Genomic DNA, 22,030 nt, shown 5'->3' on the forward strand with positions numbered 1-22,030 from the left:
CCCAGTATCGGGCATGGGCGGGCCCGCGCACCCGGTCCCGGGTGGGCACTAGGCTGGCCCCGTGAAGATTCTGGTCATCGGCTCAGGCGGTCGAGAGCACGCCATCGTCCGCACCCTCCTGCGAGATCCGGCCGTGAGGGAGGTGCACGCAGCCCCCGGCAACGCCGGGATCTCCCGGGAGGTGCCGGTCCATCCGGTCGACCCCCAGGATCCGGCTGCGGTCCTCGCCCTGACGCGAACGATCGGAGCGGACCTGGTAGTCGTCGGCCCGGAGGCCCCGCTCGTGGTGGGAGTGGCCGACGCCCTGCGCGCCGAGGGCATCGACGTGTTCGGGCCGTCGGCCGAGGCCGCACGGCTCGAGGGTTCCAAGGCCTTCGCCAAGGAGGTCATGGACAAGGCCGGGGTGCCCACGGCCCAGGCCCGGACCTGCACGACCGAGCAGCAGGTCCAGGACGCCCTCGACGCGTTCGGCGCTCCGCACGTGGTCAAGGACGACGGCCTGGCCGCGGGCAAGGGCGTCGTGGTGACGGAGGACCGCCAGGCGGCCGCGGCCCACGCGCTGGCCTGCCTCGAGGCGGGCTCGACCGTGGTGATCGAGCAGTTCCTGGACGGCCCCGAGGTCTCGCTGTTCGTGATCTGCGACGGCACCGAGGCCGTGGCCCTGACCCCCGCCCAGGACTTCAAGCGCATCTTCGACGGCGACGAGGGCCCCAATACCGGAGGCATGGGCGCCTACACGCCGCTGCCGTGGCTTCCGGCAGGTTTCGCCGACGAGGTCGTGGCGACCGTGGCCCGTCCGGTGCTCGAGGAGATGGCCCGCCGCGGAACCCCGTTCAACGGCGTGCTGTTCTGCGGCCTGGCCGTGACCTCCGAGGGCCTGAAGGTCATCGAGTTCAACGTGCGCTTCGGCGACCCCGAGACCCAATCCGTGCTGGCGCGGCTCGTCTCGCCGCTGGGCCAGCTGCTGAAGGCGGCGGCCCAGGGGCGGCTGGCCCAGGAACAGGCCTCGCCCGACGACGGCCCCCTGCCGCTGCGCTGGAGCCCGAGCAGCTCGGTCAACGTGGTCGTCGCCTCGGCCGGCTACCCGGGCACCGTGCGCACCGGCGATCCGATCACCGGTATCGAAGAGGCGGAGGCGCTCGAGGGCGTCGAGGTCATCCATGCGGGCACGGCGCACGGCACCGGCGCCCAGGACGGGGCCGTGCTCAGCTCGGGAGGCCGCGTGCTCTCGGTCGTGGCCCTGGGCGATGACCTGGCTCAGGCCCGGGACCGTGCCTATCAGGGCGTGGAGCTGATCCGGCTGGAGGGCTCCCAGCACCGCACCGACATCGCCGAGGGCGCCCTGCGGGCGCAGGCGCGCGCGCAGGCCGAGGACGAGGCTGCAGCACCGGCCCCTGCAGTTCCGACGGCAGCTGCCGCCGCCCAGGGCGAGCGTCGACCGGAGCATCCCGAGTTCCCCGGTCACCCCGCCCCGCCCGAGCTGCCGGGCTGGAGGCACATGTACTCCGGCAAGGTCCGCGAGCTCTACGTCCCCGAGGACGAGCACATGGCGGCCACGGGCGCGTCCGTCGGCGATGACGCCGAGTACCGGGCGGGCAGCGTGCTGGTGCTGGCCACCGACCGCATCTCGGCCTTCGACCAGGTCCTGCCCACCGAGATCCCGGACAAGGGAGTCGTGCTGACCCAGCTGTCGCTGTGGTGGTTCGAGCAGCTCAGCGAGGTCCCCAACCACCTGTGGAGCACCGATGTCCCGGAGGAGGTCCGCGGACGGGCGGTGATCTGCAAGAACCTCTCGATGTTCCCGGTCGAGTGCATCGTGCGTGGCTATCTGACCGGCTCCGGGCTCAAGGACTACCGCCGCGACGGCGAGATCTGCGGCGTGGCCCTTCCCGAGGGGCTGGAGGACGGCTCGCGGCTCGAGGAGCCCATCTTCACGCCCACGGGCAAGGCGGAGGTCGGCGAGCACGACCTCCCCATCACCTTCGAGGAGATGTCCGAGGGCATGGGGACGGCCGTCTCGGAGCGGCTGCGCGAGCTGAGCCTGCAGATCTACGCCCGCGCCGAGGCGATCGCGCGCGAGCGGGGGATCATCCTGGCCGACACCAAGCTCGAGTTCGGCCTGGACTCCTACCGCGGGGCCATCACTCTGGGGGATGAGGTCCTGACACCGGACTCCTCCCGGTTCTGGGATGCCGAGACCTGGCAGCCGGGGCGCTCGCAGCCGTCATTCGACAAGCAGTACGTGCGCGACTGGCTGCACAGCGAGGCCTCCGGCTGGAACGGCGAGGGGCTGGCGCCCGCGCTGCCGGCTGATGTCGTGGAGCCCACGCGGGCCCGCTACATCGAGGCATTCGAGCGGCTCACGGGGCGCAGCTTCAGCCCCCAGGGGCCCTTCCTGGAGGTCGACGCCGTCGACTGATCGGGTCCCCTCCGGCGGCTCGGATCCCGGGGTCCGCCAGAAAATCCCGAGAACCTGGACCAAAGTCCATAGTGCGAAGGCATGGACTCGTCGGATACTCGTGGTGAGCGAAAGCCGTGACGACCAGACGCGGCTGACGACTCGGTGAGGAGCTCCTCGCCGCGCTCCCGGGAAGTTCCACCTTCCGGATCCAGGGCGCAGCGCGGAGTCCGTGTCGGTGTCGCTCCTGAAGGACTTGTCGAGGACCGGTGCTCTCCCCACCGCCTCGACTCCGGACAGCCGCGCGAGGACTGGATCCCCTCGCAGGACGGCGCGGAGCAGGTCCCTGAGGTGGAACGACGAGCGGCCCCTTCTGCCCATGAAGGGGCCGCTCAACGTTTGTCCGAAAGGCCTTCTCAGGCCTGCTCGGGCGCATCCGAGATGTGCTCGTGGATCAGCGACACCGCCGCAGCTCCCTCACCGGTGGCCGAGGCCACCCGCTTCATGGACCCCGCGCGGACGTCTCCCGCGCACAGCACGCCGGGCACCGCGGTGGACAGCTGCGCCGGCGGGACGTCCTGCAGCCAGTGGTCGGCCGGGACGTCCCTGCCGGTGAGCACGAAGCCCCGCTCGTCCCGGCACACGGCCTCGGGAAGCCAGTCGCAGTGCGGGGCCGCCCCCAGCAGGAGGACGAGCCCGCCGACCTCCTGGTGCCGGCGCTGCCCGGTGGCGATCTCCTCGAGCTCGACCCAGGACAGCTCTCCCTCCTCGGCGCCGCCGTCGACCACGCGGGTCCCGCCCTGGACCTCGATCCGGGGGTTCGCCTCGATCTCGGTGATCAGGTACTGCGACATGGTCTCTCCGAGCCCGGGCCTGCGCACGACGATCGTGACGGAGCGGGCGAATCGTGCCAGGTGCACTGCGGCCTGCCCGGCGCTGTTCCCTCCGCCGACCACCACGACGTCCTGGCCCTCCATCTCCGGGGCCGAGGCCATCGCGGCGCCGTAGTGGACGCCGTGGCCGACCAGCTGCTCGAGGGAGTCGACGCCGAGCCGGCGGTAGCTGACCCCGCTGGCGATCAGGACGGTGCGTGCGCGCAGGGCCTCGGATTCGGTGTGCACGGTGTGCAGGTCTCCGTCGATCCCGGGCTCCAGGCGCTCGACCGGCCAGCCAATGCGGATCACGGCGCCGAAGCGCAGCGCCTGGGTGCGCGCCCGCGACGTCAGGCGCATGCCCGAGATGCCGCGCGGGAAGCCCAGGTAGTTGCGGATCATCGAGCTCGTGCCGGCCTGGCCGCCGACGGCGTCGGATTCGAGCACGAGCGTGCTCAGTCCCTCGCTGGCCGCATAGACGGCCGCTGCGAGCCCGGCGGGTCCCGCGCCCACGATGATGACATCGAGCTCATCGGGCAGCTGATCGACCGTGAGGGCGCGATTCGCCGAGAGCCTCCGGGCGAGGTGGCGGGCCGAAGGGCAGTGCTCGGCTGGCAGGCCCGAGGCGCTGATCATGGGCCAGCGGATCTCCTCCTCCGTCTCGGCCAGGATCCGCCGTCCGGTCTCGGAATCCGGGGAGTGCATCCCGTGCGGAGTGCCCATCCGATACAGGTGGTCCTGCAGCTGCCGGGCGATCGGGTGCCCCGGCGGGGCCACGATCGAGAAGGTCTCCACCTGCGGCCTGCCGGTCGTGGCGACCCAGTCGTTGAGCAGGTCGACGATCGCCGAGTGGAACTCCTCGTCGCGCTGCCCGCGCGGCAGCAGCAGGTGGGCGTCGAGGACGCCCATGGCCACCTTGTGCCGCAGCAGCTGCACATGGGGCATGAAGCTGGACCAGGCGGTGACCACGATCCGCCGCGCCGTGGGCACGGCCGTGCGCACGGACTTCAGCGACGCGAAGGTCTGCGACCAGTCCTGGTCCTCGGTCTCGGGGGAGGTGTCCAAGACGAGAAGCGCCACGGGCGAGCCCTGGGCCTCGAGCTCCTCCAGGTCCGCGCTCAGCGCAGGCTGGGAGTCCACCGCGCGGACGTCGTACTCGTGGGCGTAGCGGCGGAACTGCCGGGTCAGCACCTCGCCGTGAAGGGCCGAGACGAGCAGGATCGCCGGCTGCGGCCCGACGGGCCGGTCCGGCTCGAAGGTCGTGGGCTGGGACGGGGGCGGGGTGGACACGGCGGCTCCAGTGCTCGGGCAGGACGGGGTTCCAGGACGACGGAGGAGGCTGCGACGAGCGCTGGATGCGTCGGGATCGGTTCAGGCGGTGGTGCTGTGCACGTAGCACCAGCGCCAGGTCTCGCCGGGCTCGGCCGACTGCATCACGGGGTGGCCGGTGGCGCGGAAGTGCGCGGTCGCGTGCTGGCCGACCGAGGAGTCGCAGCAGCCGATCTCGCCGCAGGTCAGGCAGCGGCGCAGGGCCACCGGATGGGTGCCCTGCTCCACACAGGCGCGGCACACGGCGTCGTCGTCGGCATGCGGGCTCACCGAGGGCTGGGCGGCGAGCTCGTCGCAGGTGCCGCCCTGGCCGTCGCCGGTGGCCACGATCTCCTCGCGCGCCTCGGCGCCGGAGTCCAGCATGGACTCCTCGAGATCGAGCATGCCCAGGACCTCGCGGACCACGTGGGAGGGCACCTGGCCTTCCCTCCGGATCTCCAGCACGCGCTGGCGCTCGGCGGCGATCATGCTCAGCCGCAGCCGGGTGTAGGCCTCCGACGGGGACTCCTCCCCGGTGCGGGTGGACAGCCGCTCCCAGGCTGCGAAGGTGCGCTGGTCCAGGCGGGCGCGGATGGACTCGGCCACGCCGTGGTCCTCGTGGTGGTCGCAACGATCGAGCTCGTGCAGACCTGCCTCGCTCGCCTGCTGCAGCAGGGTGGCCCGGGCCAGCGCGTCCACGGCGGGGTCGTTGGGCCTGACCTCCAGCGCGCGGGTCAGCCAGGGCAGGGACAGGCCCTGCAGGTAGAGGGTTCCCAGCACCACCACGAGGGCGCACAGCACCAGCAGGTCGTGGTGGGGGACATCGGCCGGGATGATGAACACGGCGGCGATCGTGACGACGCCGCGCATCCCCGCCCAGCCCGTGATGATCGCGTGCGACCACGGCTCCCGCTCCTGCGGGGCCTGGCGCAGGCCGCGCAGCCACTGGGTCAGCAGCACCCAGGCCATGCGCGTCAGGATCACCGCGGCGAGCACGCCTGCGCACGCGAGCACCACGCGCGACCAGGGGACGGTGCCGTCCAGGCCCGTGATGATGGAGACCACCTGCATGCCGATCAGCAGGAAGACCGCGTGCTCCAGCAGGAACGCCACGGTGGACCAGGTGACGCGCTCGGTGATCCGGGATCCGGAGGTCTGGACCACGGGCGCCTTGTGCCCGATGAGCAGGCCGGCGACGACCACCGAGATCACTCCGGAGGCGTGGATCTCCTCGGCCGCCAGGTAGGCCAGGAACGGGACGACGAACGAGAGCCCCGTGTCGATCAGGGGGTCGTGGATGCGCCGGCGCAGCAGGTTCACGACGACGGCCACGGCCAGCCCGAGCAGGATGCCCCCGCCGGCGGCGATGAGGAAGTCCAGGGAGATCGAGCCGACGGCGACGGCACCCGTGATGGCGGCGATCGCCGTGCGCAGGCTGACCAGGGCGGTGGCGTCGTTGAGCAGAGACTCGCCCTCGAGCACCGTGACGATCTGGCGGGGCAGCCCGATGCGGCGGGCCACGGCGCTGGCGGAGACGGCGTCCGGAGGGGCCACTGCCGCACCCAGGGCGAGCGCGACCGGCCAGGGGATGTCCGGCACGAGGGCGTGCAGCGTCCATCCGACGGTGAACGTGGTGACGACCACGGCCGTCACGGACAGCAGGATCACCGAGGTCAGGTTCGCCTTGATGTCGATGATCGAGGTCTGCAGCGCGGAGGAGTACAGCAGCGGCGGGAGCAGCCCCACGAGCACGAGCTCCGGGCCGAGCTCGATCACCGGGACGAAGGGCAGGAACGAGCCGATCACGCCCAGGACGATGAGGACCATGGGTGCGGGCAGCCGCAGCCGCTCGCTCAGGGAAGTGCCGACGAGGACCGTGACGAGGATGGAGCTCAGACCCGCGAGTCCGACACCGGAATGACGAACGGCCGGATCCGCGCTGCGGCGGATCCGGCCGTTGCGATGTCCTGAGACATCACATGGTCGGGATGACAGGATTTGAACCTGCGACCTCCTCGTCCCGAACGAGGCGCGCTACCAAGCTGCGCCACATCCCGATTGCGCGGACTCGCGTCGCGCGCAACCCGACCAGTGTAAGGGCATCCGCGGGGGGATGGGAAATCCGTTCCTCGCAGCCCGTGCCGCTCAGGAGCTGGCGAGCAGGAAGGCCTCGCGCATCCGCTGGACGTCGGGCTCCAGTCCGGTGAAGTGGCGGAAGGCGTCGACGGCCTGGAAGACCGCCATGCGGCCGCCGTCGAGGGTGCGGCAGCCGCGCTGGGCGGCCTCCTCGAGCAGCTGCGTGCGCAGCGGCATGTAGACGATCTCCGCGACCCACTGCCGCGGGCTGAGCAGGCCGGTGTCGAAGGAGGTCCCGGGGTGGGCGGGCATGCCCATGGGGGTCGCGTTGACGACGCCGTCGCATGCCTGCAGCGCGGGCTCGAGCCGATCCTGGGGCAGCGCCTCTGCCGCCTGGCGGCCGGCCCCGCGGTTGAGGGAAGCCACGAGCTCCTGGGCCCGCACGGGGTCCAGGTCGCTGACCAGAAGGCGCTGCGCGCCCATCCCGACCAGGGCCGAGGCCACCGAGGTGCCCGCCCCGCCGGTGCCGATCTGCACGACAGTCCCGGTCTCGGCATCCGGGAGACCCTCCAGGAACCCGCTGCGGAACCCGGAGACGTCGGTGTTGTGCCCGACGAGCGTCCCGTCCTCCCGGATCACGACGGTGTTGGCCGCGCCCAGGCGGCGCACGTCGTCGTCGATCTCGTCGAGCAGCTCGACGACGGCGCGCTTGTGCGGGTGCGTGATGTTCAGCCCGTCGAAGCCCAGGTCCCTGGCCGCGTGCAGGATCTCCGCGAGCGGCCGGCCCTTCAGCCCCGAGCGCAGGGTGTCCAGACGCCGATAGATGGTGGGGCGGCCCTGTGCCAGGCCCTCGGCCTCGTGCATGGGGGGAGTGCGGGACAGGGCGATGTCGTCGCCGATCAGCCCCAGCAGCAGCGTGCGCTCGCTCATGCGTCTGCGCCCCGTCCGTAGCGGGTCATCAGCAGGTCCACGGCGTAGAGATAGCCCTGCGCCCCGGCGCCGGCGATCACGGCGTCCGCGATCGGCGAGAGGAAGGACACGTGGCGGAAGTCCTCGCGGGCGTGCGGGTTGGACAGGTGGACCTCGACCGTGGGCAGCTCGGAGGCCTTGACGGCGTCGTGGAGGCTGACCGAGGTGTGGGTGAGCCCGGCGGCGTTGAGCACGCAGCCCACATGGTTCCCGCGGGCCTGCTGGAGGGCGTCGATCAGCTCGCCCTCGAGGTTGGACTGGCGGAAGTCGACCTCGGCGCCCAGCTCTTGGGCGCGCTGAGCGACCAGGGCCTCGATATCAGCCAGGGTCTGGCTGCCATAGATCTCGGGCTCGCGCGTGCCGAGCATGTTCAGGTTGGGGCCGTTGAGGACCAGGATGCGCGGACGGGTCATGGTGCGTCTCCTCTCGGGGCCGCCGCGGCGGCCGGGATCTGGGATCGGGGATGGGAGCGTAGAAGGTCGGGCGAGCTCAGCGGGGCCGCGGCGGCAGCACGGCTGCGAGCTGATCGGCGGCCTCTCGCAGCAGCGGCAGCTGATCCTGCAGGTCCTCCCGGGTGCTGCGGAAGATGGGGGCGGCCAGGCACAGGGCGGCGATCAGCCCCCCGGCGGGGTCCAGGACCGGCACGGCGACGGCGGCCATGCCGTCGTCGTGCTCCTCCGACTGCGAAGCGAAGCCCTGCCGCTGCGTCTGCGCCACGAGCTCTCGCAGCCGATCGCGCTCGGTCAGGGTGCTCTCGGTCCGAGCCGGCAGGGGGATCGACTCGAGCAGGCGGTCGCGCTCGGCGGCGGGGGCGAAGGCGAGCAGGACGCGGCCGATCGCCGAGGAGTGCAGGGTGCCCTGATCGCCCGGGTCCGTGGTGACCCGGAACTCCGGGCCGTCGATCTTGGCTGTGGTGAGGAAGCGCTGCCCGTGCAGCACGGCCAGCAGGCAGCTCTCCCCGGTGGTCTCGACCAGTCCCTGCAGCACCGGTGCCGCCGAGGCGTCGAAGCCCCGGGCGTGAGCGACCTTCTGCCCGAGCTGGAACACGGGCAGGCCCAGGCGGTAGCGCTTGTCCTGGGGGGAGTGCTCCGCGAAGCCGGTGGCCACCAGGGTGCGCAGCAGGCGGTAGGCGGTGGAGAAGTGGTGCCCCGAGGCGTCGGCGAGCTCGTGGGCGGTCGCGCCGTCCGGATGCTCGCCGAGCAGGCTCAGCATGTCCAGGGCCTTGCCCACCGTGCCGGTGCTCTGGGTGCTCACGCGCTTCTCCCTCTGGGTTCTGCTTGACAGGCACTGTTGTGTGGATCACAGTGAATCTATCACTATTCGGAAGTCATTTCCAATATATGGAAATCATCCGCGCGGGGCATCTGTCCCGCAGGACCCGGCGCGCGTCGATCAGCTCGCCGCCCATGCCCGCCATCGTGAGGAACTGCCATGACCACTGCCTCGGCTGCTGCGCAGCCCGCCGCCTCGCCCTCCGGCAAGACTCCGCGCAAGGCCGCGCTGTCCAGCTGGGTGGGCTCCGCCCTGGAGTACTACGACTTCGCCGTCTACGGCACCGCCGCCGCACTCGTGCTCAACCACCTGTTCTTCCCCGCGGACACCAGCCCGGGGGCTGCGATCCTGTTCTCCATGGCCACCGTGGGCGTCGCCTACGTGGTCCGTCCGCTGGGCGCCCTGATCATGGGCCCGCTGGGGGATCGCATGGGACGTCAGTTCGTGCTGATGCTCACCCTGTTCCTGATGGGCGGGGCCACCTTCGCCGTCGGCCTGCTGCCGACCTATGAGCAGGCCGGCCTGCTGGCCCCGATCCTGCTGACCCTGTGCCGCGTCATCCAGGGCCTCTCCGCCGCCGGCGAGCAGGCCAGCGCGATCTCGGTCTCGCTCGAGCACGCCGATGACGACCACCGCGCCTTCACCTCCAGCTGGACGCTGCAGGGCACCCAGGCCGGCACGCTGCTGGCCACCGCCGTGTTCATCCCCTTCACGCTGATCCTCACCGAGGAGCAGCTGATGAGCTGGGGCTGGCGCGTCCCGTTCTTCGTCTCGGCCCTGGTCGTCGTGACCGCCTGGGTCATCCGCCGCACCCTGGAGGAGCCGCCCAAGTTCCACGAGGTCTCCGAGCAGCTCGAGAGCGGCCCCACCAAGGCGCCGAACCCGCTGGGCATCCTGTTCCGCTACCACAAGGCGGCCGTGGCTCGTGTGGCCCTGGCTGCCATGGTCAACACCGTCAACATGGTCTTCACGGTCTGGTCGGTCTCCTTCGCGACCTCCGTGGTGGGCCTGAACCGCTCCACGATGCTGCTGGTGCCCGTGGTGGTCAACGCCGTCGCGCTGCTGGCGATCCCGCTGGCGGCCCTGCTCGCGGACCGGATCGGGCGCAAGCCGGTGTTCATCGCCGGGGCGATCGGCGCGGCGGCAGGCATGTACGGCTACCTCGGTGCCGTCCACAGCGGCAGCTGGCCGCTGATCTTCCTGCTCGGCATCCTGATGTCCGGCTGCTTCTACTCACTGGCCAACGGCGTGTGGCCGTCGTTCTACGCCGAGATGTTCCCCACCGCGGTGCGCGTCTCCGGCCTGTCCCTGGGCACCCAGATCGGCTTCGCGGTCTCGGGCGGCGTGGCTCCGGCGCTGTCGGCCTACCTGGCCGGTGAGACCGGCGACAACTGGATGGGCGTGGCCATGTTCGTGACCCTCATGTGCCTCATCTCGGCAGGTGCCGCGCTGACCGCCACCGAGACGGGCCACCGCACGCTCGACAGCCTGGACGACCTGCACACCACCCGCACCGAGGCCATCGATCTCAAGGCCATCGAGGCCGCGCAGGAGCGCAAGGCGCAGAAGGAGGCAGCCGGCCGATGAGGACGTCGATCGCCACCGTGTGCCTGTCCGGAACGCTCGCGGAGAAGATGCGCGCCGCCGCGGATGCGGGCTTCGACGGGATCGAGATCTTCGAGCAGGATCTCGTCGTCTCGCCGCACACCCCGGCGCAGATCCGGCAGCGCGCCGCCGATCTGGGGCTGAGCCTGGACCTCTACCAGCCCTTCCGGGACCTGGACGGGGTCGAGGAGGACGTGTTCCGGGACGGCCTGCGGCGATTGGAGGCCAAGCTCGACGTGGCCCGCGAGCTGGGCATCGACACGATGCTGCTGTGCTCCAACGTGGGCACGGCCACGATCGACGATGACGAGGTCTGCGCCGAGCAGCTCAGGAGGGCCGGCGATCTGGCTGCGGAGTACGGCATCCGGCTGGCCTACGAGGCCCTGGCCTGGGGGAGGTTCGTCAACGACTTCGAGCATGCCGCTCGGATCGTGCGGATGGCCGATCACCCGAACGTGGGCACCTGCCTGGACAGCTTCCACATCCTCTCCCGCGGCTGGGACCCGGCGCCGATCGAGGACCTGGATGCGCCGACCGTGCTGTTCGTCCAGCTCGCGGACGCTCCGCTGCTGAGCATGGACGTGCTGTCCTGGTCGCGGCACCATCGGGTGTTCCCGGGGCAGGGCGGCTTCGACCTGGTCGATTTCATGGTGCACCTGCACCGCTGCGGCTACGACGGCCCGGTGTCCCTGGAGATCTTCAACGACTCCTTCCGCCAGGCCGACGTGGCGCGCACCGCCGTGGACGGGCTGCGGTCGCTGCGCTGGCTCGAGGACCGCACCCTGGCCCGCCTCGTCGAGCTGGGGGAGGCCGATCTCGGCGACGTCCTCGTCCAGGGCCGGGAGGAGGCCATCGGCACCGCCGACGGCGCGGGCCGCAGTGACGGGTCGGGCCCGACTGGTGCGGGCCCCCTGGAGCTGCGCGCACTTCCCCCGGCGGTCCAGCCAGAGGACTGGGGTTTCGTGGAGCTGCGCACGGGCAGGCTGGGGGAGACCTCTCGCGTGCTGCATCAGCTCGGCTTCGCGCTGGGCGGCCATCACCGCAGCAAGGAGGGCGTGCAGCTGTGGACCCAGGGCGAGGCCCGCGTGGTCGTCGCCGACCTGGGCCCCACCGGCCAGGGCGCGGGACTGGCGGGGCTGGCCTTCGAGGTCCCGGACATCGAGGCCGCAGACGCCCGTGCTCACCTCCTGGGGGCGCGCAGGGTCGAGCGCAGCCGGCGATCGGATGAGCAGGACCTGCGCGGCGTGTTCGCCCCCGACGGCACGGAGATCTTCTTCTGCCCGCAGGAGGAGGGGCAGGTGCCGAGCTGGGCGCTCGAGTTCGGGCTGGAGGCCTCGCAGGGCCCGGCGCAGCAGGGACCGGGCATCACGGGGATCGACCACGTGAACACCGCCCAGCCCTGGCAGCACCGCGACGAGGCCGTGCTGTTCTTCACCGCGCTGCTCGGCCTGCAGGCCCAGGAGCCCCAGGACGTCCCGGGGCCGGCGGGTCTCGTGCGCAGCCAGGTCATGCGCTCGAGTGACGACGCGATCCGGATGCCGCTGAACGTGGCTCCGGAGGACGCCGAGCAGTCCGCCTCCATGGGCGCCGTGTACCCCGAGCACGTGGCCTTCGCCTGCCGGGACATCGAGGGCGTGGCCCGCAGGGCCGCGCAGCGAGGGCTGGACAGGCTCCCCGTGCCGGCGAACTACTACGCCGACCTGCAGGCGCGCTTCGGGCTGGACGACGACCGCGTGGCCGAGCTGCGCGAGCTCGGGCTGCTCTACGACCGCGACGACAGCGGGGAGCTGCTGCACTTCTACACCGGGACCCTCGGCGGGGTCTTCTTCGAGGTGCTCGAGCGCCTCGGGGGCTACCGCGGCTACGGAGCGGCGGATGCTCCCGTGCGCCTGGCCGCCCAGTACCGGCGCCTGCGCGATGCAGCACGCGGCATCCCGCGCTGAGGCACGGCACCTTTCGAGGCGGCCACCCCGAGACGACGGCCCCGGGCCGCGATTCCCGAAGGATCGCGACCCGGGGCCGTCGGGCGTTGCGGGACGACGTTCGCTCAGGCGCGCGCCGTCAGGGTCATGAGGACGGCCTCGGGGCGGCAGAACAGCCTCACCGGAGCGAAGCGAGATTCGCCGAGTCCGGCCGAGATCCCCACGGGCACGCCCTTCTGCTCCGTCATGCCCTTGCAGCGCTCGGGCTCGATATCGCAGTTGGAGACCAGTGCCCGGCCGCCGGGCAGGCAGACCTGCCCGCCGTGGGTGTGTCCGGCCAGGATCAGGTCCGCGCCGTCGTCGGCGAAGCGCTCGAGGGTGCGGATGTAGGGGGCGTGGGCCAGGCCCAGGCGCAGCACGGGCTCCTCGGCCGGAACCGCGTCTGCGGTCCGAACCGATCCGGAGGCATGTGCGGCGCCGGCCGGCAGGCTGAAGCCCGGGTGGCGGTCGAAGTGCAGGTGGGGGTCGTCGACGCCCGAGACGTCGAGCAGCTGCCCGCCGATGCGCACCGTGCGGGAGCGGTTGACCATCCCGAGCCAGCCGGCGTCCTCGAAGGCCCGGTGCATCTGCTGCCAGGGCAGCAGCTGCAGCTGGGTGCGGTCGTCGTCCTGCGAGGTGCGCTTCCAGAGGTAGCGCGCGGGATTCTTGAAGGCCGGGGCGAAGTAGCAGTTGGAGCCCGGGACGAAGAGGCCGGGCAGGCGCAGCAGGGGCCCGAGGACCTCGAGCAGGTACGGCAGCGCCTGCATGTGCGAGAGGTTGTCGCCGGTGTCGATCACGAGATCCGGCTCGAGCTCGGCCAGACCGTGCACGAAGCGCTTCTTGGCCTCCTGGCCCGGAACCGTGTGCAGGTCCGAGATGTGCAGCAGGCGCAGATCCCGCGAGCCGGGTGCCAGCACGGGAAGGGTCTCGTGGCGGACGCGGAAGCGGCGGCGCTCGCCGAGCACGGCCCATGCGCCGACGGCCAGGCCGGAGGCCGCGACAGCGGCACCGGTCTGGCCGAAGGTCCTCACCCAGGAAGCGCTCAAGGGATCACGCAGCCGGGGCGGTGGTAGCAGTCCTGCTGGCAGTCCCGCCGCTGTCGCCCGTCGCCGTGCCGCCGCTGCTCGAGCCGGAGTCGCTGCTCGAGTCGGAGTCGCTGCTCGAGTCGGAGTCGCTGCCGCGGGTCAGGTCCGACGGGGCCGAGGGGAACTCCTCCGTGCTGTAGTCCGGCGCGATCTCCTCCATGTACTTCTGCCACTGCTCACCGGCATAGGAGGCGCCGTCGACCCAGTCGTCGGGATCCGAGGTCTGGGAGGCCGGCGTGCTGCCGCCGATCGAGACGTCGTTGAGCGAGCTGCTGCCCTCGGCGTAGTTGCCGACCCAGGAGGCCGTGGACAGGCCCTGCGTGTAGCCCAGCAGCCAGGTCTGCGTGGAGTTGTCGGTGGTGCCGGTCTTCGCGGCCGACGCGTCCGGCAGCCCGATGCCGAGCTCGTAGCCGGAGCCGCGCACAAGGACCTGCTCGAGCACGTGGTTCACCGTCCGCGCCTCGTCCTCGCTGATCTGGCGCTGGCAGTTGCCCTCCGGGACCGCGTACTCGGTGCCGTCGGCGCCGGTGACGCTGAGCAGGGACCGGGGCTCGCAGCGCACGCCGTCATTGGCGAAGGTCGCGTAGGCGGTGGCCATGGTCAGCGGGGACACGTTGTCCGACGAACCGCCCAGCAGCGCGGAGAGGTGCGTGGTGTCGATCGGCAGGCCCGTCTGTCCGTTGTGGAGACCCAGATCCGCGGTGAGCTCGCCGATGCGGCACAGGTCGAGCTGATCGGCCATGGCGTAGATCGCGGTGTTGATCGAGTTGTACAGGCCGTACTCCACGGACATGTCCCGCTCGTAGCCCTTGGTCGCGTTCTGGAACGAGAAGCCGTTGCCGTCGTTGCCCGGCTCGAACACCGAGCCGCCCTCCACGCAGGAGGCCTCCCACGCGTGATCGGCCGGGTAGCGGGTGCGCGAGGCGTCGATGTTCTGGCCCACCGACTTGCCGGCGTCGATCCAGGCCAGCAGCACGGCGGGCTTGAACGTCGAGCCCACCTGGTATCCGCCGGTGCCGGCGTCCAGGGTGTCCGTGTTGAAGTTGTAGACCGTGTTCTGGTGGTCCTCCTCCTCCGCTGAGGAGTAGTTCGAGTTCTGCGCCATAGCCACGATGTTCCCGGAGTCCGGCTCGACCGACACGATCGAGGAGCCCACGGAGTCCGGGTTGTCGTCGGCAGGCTGCGTGGCCTCGACCTGCTCCTGGGCCACGGACTGGGCCTTCGGATCCAGGGTGGTCACGATCTTCAGCCCGCCGCGCTGGAGGTTGTTCAGGCGGTCGTCCGGGGTCTCGCCGAACTCGGGCGAGGTGAGGATCTCGTTCTCCACGTACGTGCAGAAGTAGGGGGCGTCCTCGGAGGCGGTGCAGCCCTGGTTCTCCGGGTGCAGATCCAGGTCCAGCGGGGCCGCGACGGCGGCGTCGTACTGCTCCTGGGAGATCTTGCCCTCATCGAGCATGGTCCACAGCACCGTGTTGCGGCGGTCGATGGACTGCTCCGGGTTGGTCGCGGGGTTGTAGTACTCCGGGGACTGCACGAGCCCCGCCAGGGTGGCCGACTGCTGGAGGTTCAGCTCCGAGGCGCTGATGCCCCAGTAGTAGTTGGCAGCGGTCTCCACGCCGTAGTTGCGCGGGCCGAACAGCACCATGTTCAGGTAGCCCTCGAGGATCTCCTCCTTGGGCACCTCGTTCTCCATGGAGACCGCGAGCTTCATCTCCTGGATCTTGTCCGCGTAGCCCTTGTTGGCGCCCAGCGTGGAGGCCTCGTCGCCGGCGCGGACGTCGCGGTCGATGATGAGGTTGTTGACGTACTGCTGGGTCAGCGTGGAGGCGCCCTGACGGCCCTCGGAGTTGGTCAGGTTGTTCGCGACCGCGCGGAAGATGCCCGTGACCGAGACGCCGCCGTGCGTGTAGAAGTCGCGGTCCTCGACCGAGACGATCGCATCCTGCATGTACGGGGAGATGTCGTCGAGCGCGACCGGTGTGCGGTTCTCCGCGTAGAACGTGGCCAGCTCGGTCTCGCCGTCACGCGCGTACGCGGTCGAGGAGCGGGAGATGGGGCCGTTGGAGAGGTCCTCGGGGAGGTCCTTCATCCACGCGACCGAGCCGTTGGCGGCGAGGCCCGCCGCAGCGGCCGAGGGCAGGACGAGGGCCGCGACGACGCCTCCGGCCAGGATGCTGGCGAGGAGGAAGGCGATGACGCGACCGACGGCAGACGTCCCCTGCGGGGCACCGGGGGAGCTCGGAGATGAGGCCATTCGGTCATGGTACAAGCGAAGCCTGGCAGCGGCGGGCGGCGCGCGATGAGGCCTGCGCCACGGGCCCAGGCACTAGGATCGGGGTCATGACCACCTGGGAATACATGACCGCGCCCATCATGATCCACGCGACCAAGCAGATCCTCGACAACTTCGGCTCGGAGGGCTGGGAGCTGGTGGCGATCCTGCCCGGCCAGCAGCAGGCCTCCACGCCGGACGCTGCCGTGAACGCTCCGCAGCAGACCAACCCGATCGCCTACTTCAAGCGCCCCAAGGAGGCCTGATCATGTCCGCAGCGGCATCCGCAGGACGCGTCGAGGCCCGCATGGCCGAACTCGGCCTGGCCCTGCCCGAGGTCCCCGCCCCGGCCGGCACCTACGTCCCGGCCCTGATCGACGGCACCCACGTCTGGACCTCCGGGCAGCTGCCGTTCGTCGACGGCGCCCTGCCGAGCACCGGCAAGGTCGGGCACGGCGAGGGCCTGGTCGCCCCGGAGCTGGCCCAGCAGCTGGCCGCCACCTGCGTGCTCAACGCGCTTGCGGCGATCAAGGGCCAGATCGGCGACCTCGATCGCATCACCCGCGTGGTGAAGCTCGTGGGCTTCGTGTCCTCCGACCCGTCCTTCACCGAGCAGCCCGGCGTGATCAACGGAGCCTCGGATCTGCTGGGCGAGCTGCTCGGTCAGGCCGGAGTGCACGCCCGCTCGGCCGTCGGCGTGGCGGTCCTGCCCAAGGACTCCCCGGTCGAGCTCGAGCTCGTTGTCGAATTCGCCTGAGCCCCTCGAGGCTCCCACCGGGCCGTCCGGCCGCGCTGCTCAGGAGGAGCCGGCCGGGCGGCCCTCGTCGTACCCGCCGGGGCTCGAGCAGCGGCGCCCGGACTCGATCGCCCCGGTGCGCCGCTTCCCGCTGCTGCCGGAGTACAGGGCGGCGGCCGAGCTCTGGCTGGATCCAGAGCATGACACTGCTCCGGTCACGCCGCTGGACGCGGCCTGCACCGTGCTGCTGCGCGACAGCCCCCAGGGCGTGCAGACCTACCTCTGCGCCCACGAGCTGCGCTCGCCGTTCGGATCGGTGGCCTTTCCCGGCGGGAGGGTGACCGGCGCCGACGACGACCCCGTGCCCTGGTCCGGGCCCACGAGCAAGCAGTGGGCCGGCCTGCTGCAGGAGGACGTCGGCGATGCCCGCCGCGCCGTGATGGCCGCCGCACGCACCCTGTTCGTGAGCACCGGCGTGCTGCTGGCGGGTCGACGCAGCGATTCCACGATCACCATGACCGGCGGGCACGACTGGATGTCCGTGCGGGAGGACGTCGCTGCCGGGGAGTCCAGCATGGCCGAGCTGCTCCACGAGCGCCGGCTGGTGCTGCGCACCGAGCTGCTGCGGCCCATGGCCCGGTGGGTGACCGCCGAGTTCGTGCACCGCCGCTTCGACCTGCGCTGCTTCCTGGTGATCCTGCCGGAGCGGCAGGAGCCCTCGCCGCTGCGCTCCCGCGATCGTCCCGGCGCCTGGGTCTCCCCGGAGCAGATCCTGCGGGCCCGGGAGACCGACACCGGGTTCGCGGATGCCGCGCGCTCCGGCGATCTGGGGCTCACGGCCCGGGAGGCGCTGGCGGGGGCCGAGCCGCATGCCGACCTGCACCGGCTGCTGACCCCGTTCACCCTGCTGCTGCTCGAGGACCTGGCCGGAGCCGGCTGCGCGATCGCCGCCGCTGCCCACCGGCCCCACCTGGCTCCCTGCATGGCCCGGCTCGACCGCGACGACGACGGCAGGCTGTGCTTCGCCGTCGACCGCCCCAGCGGAGGGCGCCGCCGCCGCTGACCCGCGGAAGCCGCCTGCTCGCTGCTCAGCTGCGCCTCAGCGCCGCGATTACGGATCCCACGGCGGGCCCTTCCGCGCAGACGAGTGGAGGCCGCGACCCGATGGGTCGCGGCCTCCTCTTCATCGCTCCTGCCGGTCTGCTCGCCGAAGCGGTCCGGGGCAGAGCCGGCGGTGCGTCAGCGGGAGCGCTGCTGCAGGCGCGGCGTGTCCAGGATGACGACGGCGCGGGCCTCCAGGCGGATCCAGCCGCGCTGGACGAACTCGGCCAGGGCCTTGTTCACGGTCTCGCGCGAGGCGCCGACCAGCTGGGCCAGCTCCTCCTGGGTCAGCTCGTGGGCCACGAGCACGCCGTCGGGGGTCTGGCGGCCGAAGCGCTCGGCGAGGTCCAGCAGGGCCTTGGCCACTCGGCCGGGGACGTCGGAGAAGACCAGGTCGGCCAGGTTCTCGTTCGTGCGGCGCAGGCGACGGGCCAGGGCCTGCAGCAGCTGCTGCGAGACCGCGGGGTTGCGCTCGAGGACCTTCATGAGGTTCTCGTGGTTGAGCCCGGCCAGCTGGGTCTCGGAGACCGCGGTGGCGGCGGTCGAGCGGGGGGAGGGGTCGAACAGGGCCATCTCGCCGAAGACCTCGCCGGGGCCCATGACCGCGACCAGGTTCTCGCGGCCGTCGCTGGCCGTGCGGCCCAGCTTCACCTTGCCGGAGATGATGAAGTACAGGCGATCGCCCTGATCGCCCTCGTGGAACAGGGTGGCCCCGCGCGGGAGATCGACCTCGGTGATCTCGTCGGTGAGCGCGGCGAAGGCCTCGTCGTCAAGAGACGCGAAGAGGGGGGCCCGGCGCAGGACCTCGGTATCCATGGTGCTCCTCGAAAGGTGGTAGCTGATCTCGGTGCCGACTTGCTGTGACGCATTCGACACTCCTGTCCCCACTGTAATGCGAGATACTCCGATTCCCAACGGACCGGACATGATCGGACCGCCTCAGCGCGTCGAGGCGCCGGGGGGAGCCGCCCCGTCGACGGGTCGGCACGAGCGCGGAGGAGGCGGCGATGACCTGGAGCCTGATGGACCTGATCATCGTGCTTCTCCTTGTGCTGGGGATGCTCCACGGCCTGGTGCGCGGGATCGGGCGCACACTCGGCGGCATCGTCGGGCTGCTGCTCGGAGGTGCCCTGGCCCTGTGGCTGATCCCCCTGATCCCGCTGGAGACCGGCGGGTCCTCGGTGCGGCTGCTGGTGCTGGGCGGGCTGGTCGTGCTCGGGATGCTCGGAGGGCACGCCCTCGGCGAGGCCCTGCTCGGGCGGATCGCCGGGATACCGTCCCAGCGGGACTCGCGGGCCGCGGCGGTGCTCGACGCCCTCGGCGGCGCGCTGCTCAGCACGGCGGCGGCAGCGCTCGTCGTGCTCGCGGCGGTCTCCACCCTGGCCAGCGGGCCGGCCCCGGCCCTGGGCGCCCACGCCGAGCGCTCGCCCATGATGCGCGCGATCGACGGCTCCGTGCCCCGGAGCCTCACGAGTCTGCTCGAGCAGGCCCAGCACAGAGTGGCCGGAAGCGCCGCCGCGCGTGAGCTCGACACGCTGCTCTTCGCCCCGGCCTCCCCGCCGGAGGGAGAGGTCGAGGACCCGGAGATCCTCGCGGCGGCCGATTCGGTCGTCCAGGTGGTCGGCTTCGCCCCGCAGTGCTCGACGCGCCAGAGCGGCTCGGGCTTCGCTGCCGCCGAGGGCCAGGTGGTCACCAACGCCCACGTGGTGGCGGGCACCGACACCGTGTTCGTCCACGACGCCCAGGGGCGGCGGCACGAGGCCCGGGTGGTCCTCTTCCGTCCCGAGGAGGATCTGGCCGTGTTGGACGTCGCGAGCCTCGCGGTCCCGACGCTGCCGATCGGCGGCGCCCCGGCGCAGGGCACCCTGGGGGCCTTCATCGGCCACCCCGGCGGCGGGCCGCTGACGATCGGCCCGGCCGAGGTCCAGGGCACGGCGCTGACCTCCATGAGCTCGATCGACGCCGAGGCCTCCGCCGCACCCGTCGAGGTCCTGCAGTTCGCCGGCGACGTCCAGCAGGGCAATTCGGGCGGGCCCCTGGTGGATGAGGACGGGGCGGTGATCGGCGTGGTGTTCGCCCGCTCGTCGTCCGGGCCCGCTGGCTTCGCGGTGAGCACCGAGCAGCTCGACGCCGCACTGTCCGCGGCGGACGGGGCCGAGCAGGCCGTCTCCACGCAGGCCTGCGAGCCCGCCGCGGCGGGCTGAGATCGCCCGTCGCGCCGTGGATGCGGAAGTGAGGGGCCGGGAGGAGCCGCACGGCTCCTCCCGGCCCCTCCTTCCGACGGGCTCAGGCCTGCGCTGGGCTCACTTGCCCAGCGAGTCCACGATCTGGTCCATGACCGTCTGATCGGCCAGGGTCGAGACGTCGCCGACCGGGCGATCCTCGGCGACGTCCTTGAGCAGACGGCGCATGATCTTGCCGGAGCGCGTCTTGGGCAGCTCGGGGACGATCAGCACGCGCTTGGGCTTGGCGATCGGGGAGATCTCCTTGCCCACGTGCGCCCGCAGCTCCTCGGACAGCTCGTCCTTGGGCCGGTTCTCGTCCACGGCGTCGTCGGTGAGGATCGCGAAGGCGACCACGGCCTGCCCGGTCGTCTCATCCGCGGCGCCCACCACGGCGGCCTCGGCCACCGATGTGTGCGACACCAGCGCGGACTCGATCTCCGAGGTCGACAGGCGGTGCCCGGAGACGTTCATGACGTCGTCCACGCGGCCCAGGACCCAGATGTCGCCGTCCTCGTCGAAGCGGGCGCCGTCGCCGGCGAAGTACATGCCCTCGAAGCGCGACCAGTAGGTGTCGATGAAGCGCTGGTCATCGCCCCAGATGGTGCGCATCATGGACGGCCACGGTTCGCGCACCACGAGGAAGCCCTGCTCGCCCTTGCCGACGCTCGCGCCCGACTCATCGACCACGTCCAGGCTGATGCCCGGCAGCGGGGTCTGCGCCGAGCCCGGCTTGGCCACGGTGACGCCCGGCAGCGGCGTCATCATGTGCGCGCCGGTCTCGGTCTGCCACCAGGTGTCCACGATCGGGCAGCGGCCGCCGCCGATGTGCTCGTGGAACCAGGCCCAGGCCTCCGGATTGATGGCCTCGCCCACGGTGCCCAGCAGGCGCAGCGAGGAGAGGTCGTACTCGGCCGGGATGTCCTCGCCCCACTTCATCATGGTGCGGATCGCGGTCGGCGAGGTGTACAGCGTGGTCACGCCGTACTTCTGCACGATCTCCCAGAAGCGGCCGCGGTGCGGTGAGTCCGGGGTGCCCTCGTAGATGACCTGGGTGGCGCCCATGACCAGCGGACCGTAGGCCACGTAGGAGTGCCCCGTGACCCAGCCGACGTCGGCGGTGCACCAGAAGACGTCGGTCTCCGGCTTGAGGTCGAAGGTCGCCTTCATGGAGAACGCGCCCTGGGTCAGGTAGCCCCCGGTCGTGTGCAGCACGCCCTTGGGCTTTCCGGTGGTGCCCGAGGTGTAGAGGATGAACAGCGGGTCCTCCGCGCTCATGGCCTCCGGCTCGTGCGCGGCGGACTGGTCGTCGACCAGGTCGTGCCACCAGTGGTCGCGGCCCTCGGTCCACTCGACGTCCTCGCCGTTGCGCTTGACCACCAGCACGTTCTCGACGGTGGGGGCGCCCTTGGACAGGGCCTCGTCGACGACCGGCTTGATCTTCGAGGGCTTGCCGCGGCGGTAGGAGCCGTCCACGGTGATCACGAGCTTGGCCTCGCCGTCCTCCATGCGCGAGCGCACGGCGTCGGCGGAGAAGCCGCCGAAGACCACCGAGTGGATCGCGCCGATCCGGGCGCAGGCCAGCATGGAGATCACGGCCTCCGGGACCATGGGCATGTAGATGCCCACGCGATCTCCCTTGGCGATGCCCAGCGAGAGCAGCGCGTTGGCAGCCTTGGATACCTCGTCCTTGAGCTCGGCGTAGGTGTAGGTGCGCTCGTCACCGGGCTCGCCCTCGAAGAGCAGGGCCGTGCGGTCGCCGTTGCCGGCTTCCACGTGCCGGTCGACGGCGTTGTAGGCGGCGTTGAGGGTGCCGTCGGCGAACCACTTGGCGAACGGCGGGTTCGACCAGTCCAGGGTCTCGGTGAAGTCCTGGGACCAGCTCAGCAGCTCGCGGGCCTGCTGAGCCCAGAACTCCGGCCCCTCTGCGGCTGCACGGTCGTAGACCTCTGCGCCGAAGTTCGCCTGAGCCGCGAACTCCTCTGACGGGGCGAAGGTCGGCTTCTGCTGCTGATCGGTCATCTGCTGCATCTCCAGTCCGGTGTGCGGTGTGTCACTGTCGTCTGCCTCGAGAGTAGTTCACCCTCCGAGCCACCTCCAATGCGGGCGGGCCGCACGCGGCGGAGGGCGTCGTGGGCCCCGCGTAGCATCGG

At 71.4% G+C, this 22,030-nt stretch carries 16 protein-coding genes and 1 tRNA gene; 7 read left to right on the forward strand and 10 right to left on the reverse strand.

Annotated elements, in window-relative coordinates; genetic code table 11:
• The first annotated feature begins 61 nt into the window (after positions 1 to 61).
• Positions 62 to 2,419 (forward strand): phosphoribosylamine--glycine ligase, encoded by a 2,358-nt coding sequence (gene purD / locus QSJ40_RS01785; RefSeq protein WP_285728417.1) that lies wholly within the window; start codon positions 62 to 64, stop codon positions 2,417 to 2,419.
• A 395-nt stretch (positions 2,420 to 2,814) separates the two neighbouring features.
• Here purD and QSJ40_RS01790 read toward each other — a convergent pair whose 3' ends face one another.
• The 6 genes from QSJ40_RS01790 to QSJ40_RS01815 form a co-directional block, all read right to left on the reverse strand.
• Entirely contained in the window at positions 2,815 to 4,560 is a 1,746-nt protein-coding gene (locus QSJ40_RS01790; protein ID WP_285728418.1) for an NAD(P)/FAD-dependent oxidoreductase, read from the reverse strand.
• Positions 4,561 to 4,641: 81 nt separating this feature from the next.
• Positions 4,642 to 6,465 carry a Na+/H+ antiporter gene (locus QSJ40_RS01795; protein WP_285728872.1) on the reverse strand — a complete coding sequence of 608 codons (1,824 nt, stop codon included), beginning with the start codon at positions 6,463 to 6,465 and terminating at the stop codon, positions 4,642 to 4,644.
• A gap of 93 nt (positions 6,466 to 6,558) precedes the next feature.
• A tRNA-Pro gene (locus QSJ40_RS01800) sits at positions 6,559 to 6,635 on the reverse strand.
• Between the two features lie 88 nt (positions 6,636 to 6,723).
• Positions 6,724 to 7,584 carry a shikimate dehydrogenase gene (locus QSJ40_RS01805; protein WP_285728419.1) on the reverse strand — a complete coding sequence of 287 codons (861 nt, stop codon included), beginning with the start codon at positions 7,582 to 7,584 and terminating at the stop codon, positions 6,724 to 6,726.
• Positions 7,581 to 8,036, reverse strand: coding sequence for a type II 3-dehydroquinate dehydratase (gene aroQ, locus QSJ40_RS01810; protein WP_285728420.1), 456 nt, complete (start codon positions 8,034 to 8,036; stop codon positions 7,581 to 7,583). The genes QSJ40_RS01805 and aroQ overlap by 4 nt, the downstream gene beginning before the upstream one ends.
• Positions 8,037 to 8,112: 76 nt before the next feature.
• Positions 8,113 to 8,877 carry an IclR family transcriptional regulator gene (locus tag QSJ40_RS01815; RefSeq protein ID WP_006213806.1) on the reverse strand — a complete coding sequence of 255 codons (765 nt, stop codon included), beginning with the start codon at positions 8,875 to 8,877 and terminating at the stop codon, positions 8,113 to 8,115.
• 177 nt (positions 8,878 to 9,054) lie between these two features.
• On the opposite strand from QSJ40_RS01815, the gene QSJ40_RS01820 reads away from it, so the two are divergent.
• A complete protein-coding gene (locus QSJ40_RS01820) occupies positions 9,055 to 10,482 on the forward strand; it encodes an MFS transporter (protein ID WP_006213805.1) in 1,428 nt (475 codons plus the stop codon).
• Positions 10,479 to 12,443, forward strand: coding sequence for a bifunctional sugar phosphate isomerase/epimerase/4-hydroxyphenylpyruvate dioxygenase family protein (locus QSJ40_RS01825; protein WP_278856443.1), 1,965 nt, complete (start codon positions 10,479 to 10,481; stop codon positions 12,441 to 12,443). The genes QSJ40_RS01820 and QSJ40_RS01825 overlap by 4 nt, the downstream gene beginning before the upstream one ends.
• A 104-nt stretch (positions 12,444 to 12,547) precedes the next feature.
• Here the strand turns inward: QSJ40_RS01825 and QSJ40_RS01830 are convergent, their stop codons facing one another.
• On the reverse strand, positions 12,548 to 13,507 hold the full coding sequence (locus QSJ40_RS01830; protein ID WP_285728421.1) for a metallophosphoesterase: 960 nt from the start codon (positions 13,505 to 13,507) through the stop codon (positions 12,548 to 12,550).
• A gap of 4 nt (positions 13,508 to 13,511) precedes the next feature.
• Entirely contained in the window at positions 13,512 to 15,800 is a 2,289-nt protein-coding gene (locus tag QSJ40_RS01835) for a transglycosylase domain-containing protein (RefSeq protein WP_285728422.1), read from the reverse strand.
• 86 nt (positions 15,801 to 15,886) lie between these two features.
• Between QSJ40_RS01835 and QSJ40_RS01840 the strand changes: the two genes are divergently transcribed.
• The 3 genes from QSJ40_RS01840 to QSJ40_RS01850 are packed head-to-tail and all read left to right on the forward strand — an operon-like array spanning position 15,887 to position 17,617.
• The gene (locus tag QSJ40_RS01840) at positions 15,887 to 16,084 is read left to right on the forward strand and encodes a DUF4177 domain-containing protein (RefSeq protein WP_006213800.1); all 198 of its coding nucleotides are present in this window, start codon (positions 15,887 to 15,889) and stop codon (positions 16,082 to 16,084) included.
• A gap of 2 nt (positions 16,085 to 16,086) precedes the next feature.
• Positions 16,087 to 16,575, forward strand: a complete 489-nt coding sequence (locus tag QSJ40_RS01845; protein ID WP_006213799.1) for a RidA family protein — start codon at positions 16,087 to 16,089, stop codon at positions 16,573 to 16,575.
• Complete coding sequence (locus QSJ40_RS01850; RefSeq protein WP_053447884.1) at positions 16,559 to 17,617, forward strand: NUDIX hydrolase; 1,059 nt, start codon at positions 16,559 to 16,561, stop codon at positions 17,615 to 17,617. The genes QSJ40_RS01845 and QSJ40_RS01850 overlap by 17 nt, the downstream gene beginning before the upstream one ends.
• Positions 17,618 to 17,793: 176 nt before the next feature.
• Here the strand turns inward: QSJ40_RS01850 and QSJ40_RS01855 are convergent, their stop codons facing one another.
• Positions 17,794 to 18,471 (reverse strand): Crp/Fnr family transcriptional regulator, encoded by a 678-nt coding sequence (locus tag QSJ40_RS01855; RefSeq protein ID WP_006213795.1) that lies wholly within the window; start codon positions 18,469 to 18,471, stop codon positions 17,794 to 17,796.
• Positions 18,472 to 18,662: 191 nt separating this feature from the next.
• Between QSJ40_RS01855 and QSJ40_RS01860 the strand changes: the two genes are divergently transcribed.
• On the forward strand, positions 18,663 to 19,859 hold the full coding sequence (locus QSJ40_RS01860; RefSeq protein ID WP_006213794.1) for a MarP family serine protease: 1,197 nt from the start codon (positions 18,663 to 18,665) through the stop codon (positions 19,857 to 19,859).
• 99 nt (positions 19,860 to 19,958) lie between these two features.
• Here QSJ40_RS01860 and acs read toward each other — a convergent pair whose 3' ends face one another.
• On the reverse strand, positions 19,959 to 21,908 hold the full coding sequence (gene acs / locus QSJ40_RS01865) for an acetate--CoA ligase (RefSeq protein WP_006213793.1): 1,950 nt from the start codon (positions 21,906 to 21,908) through the stop codon (positions 19,959 to 19,961).
• Positions 21,909 to 22,030: the final 122 nt, after the last annotated feature.

It is taken from the genome of Kocuria sp. NBRC 114282 (assembly GCF_030268385.1).
Lineage (GTDB): Bacteria > Actinomycetota > Actinomycetes > Actinomycetales > Micrococcaceae > Kocuria > Kocuria palustris.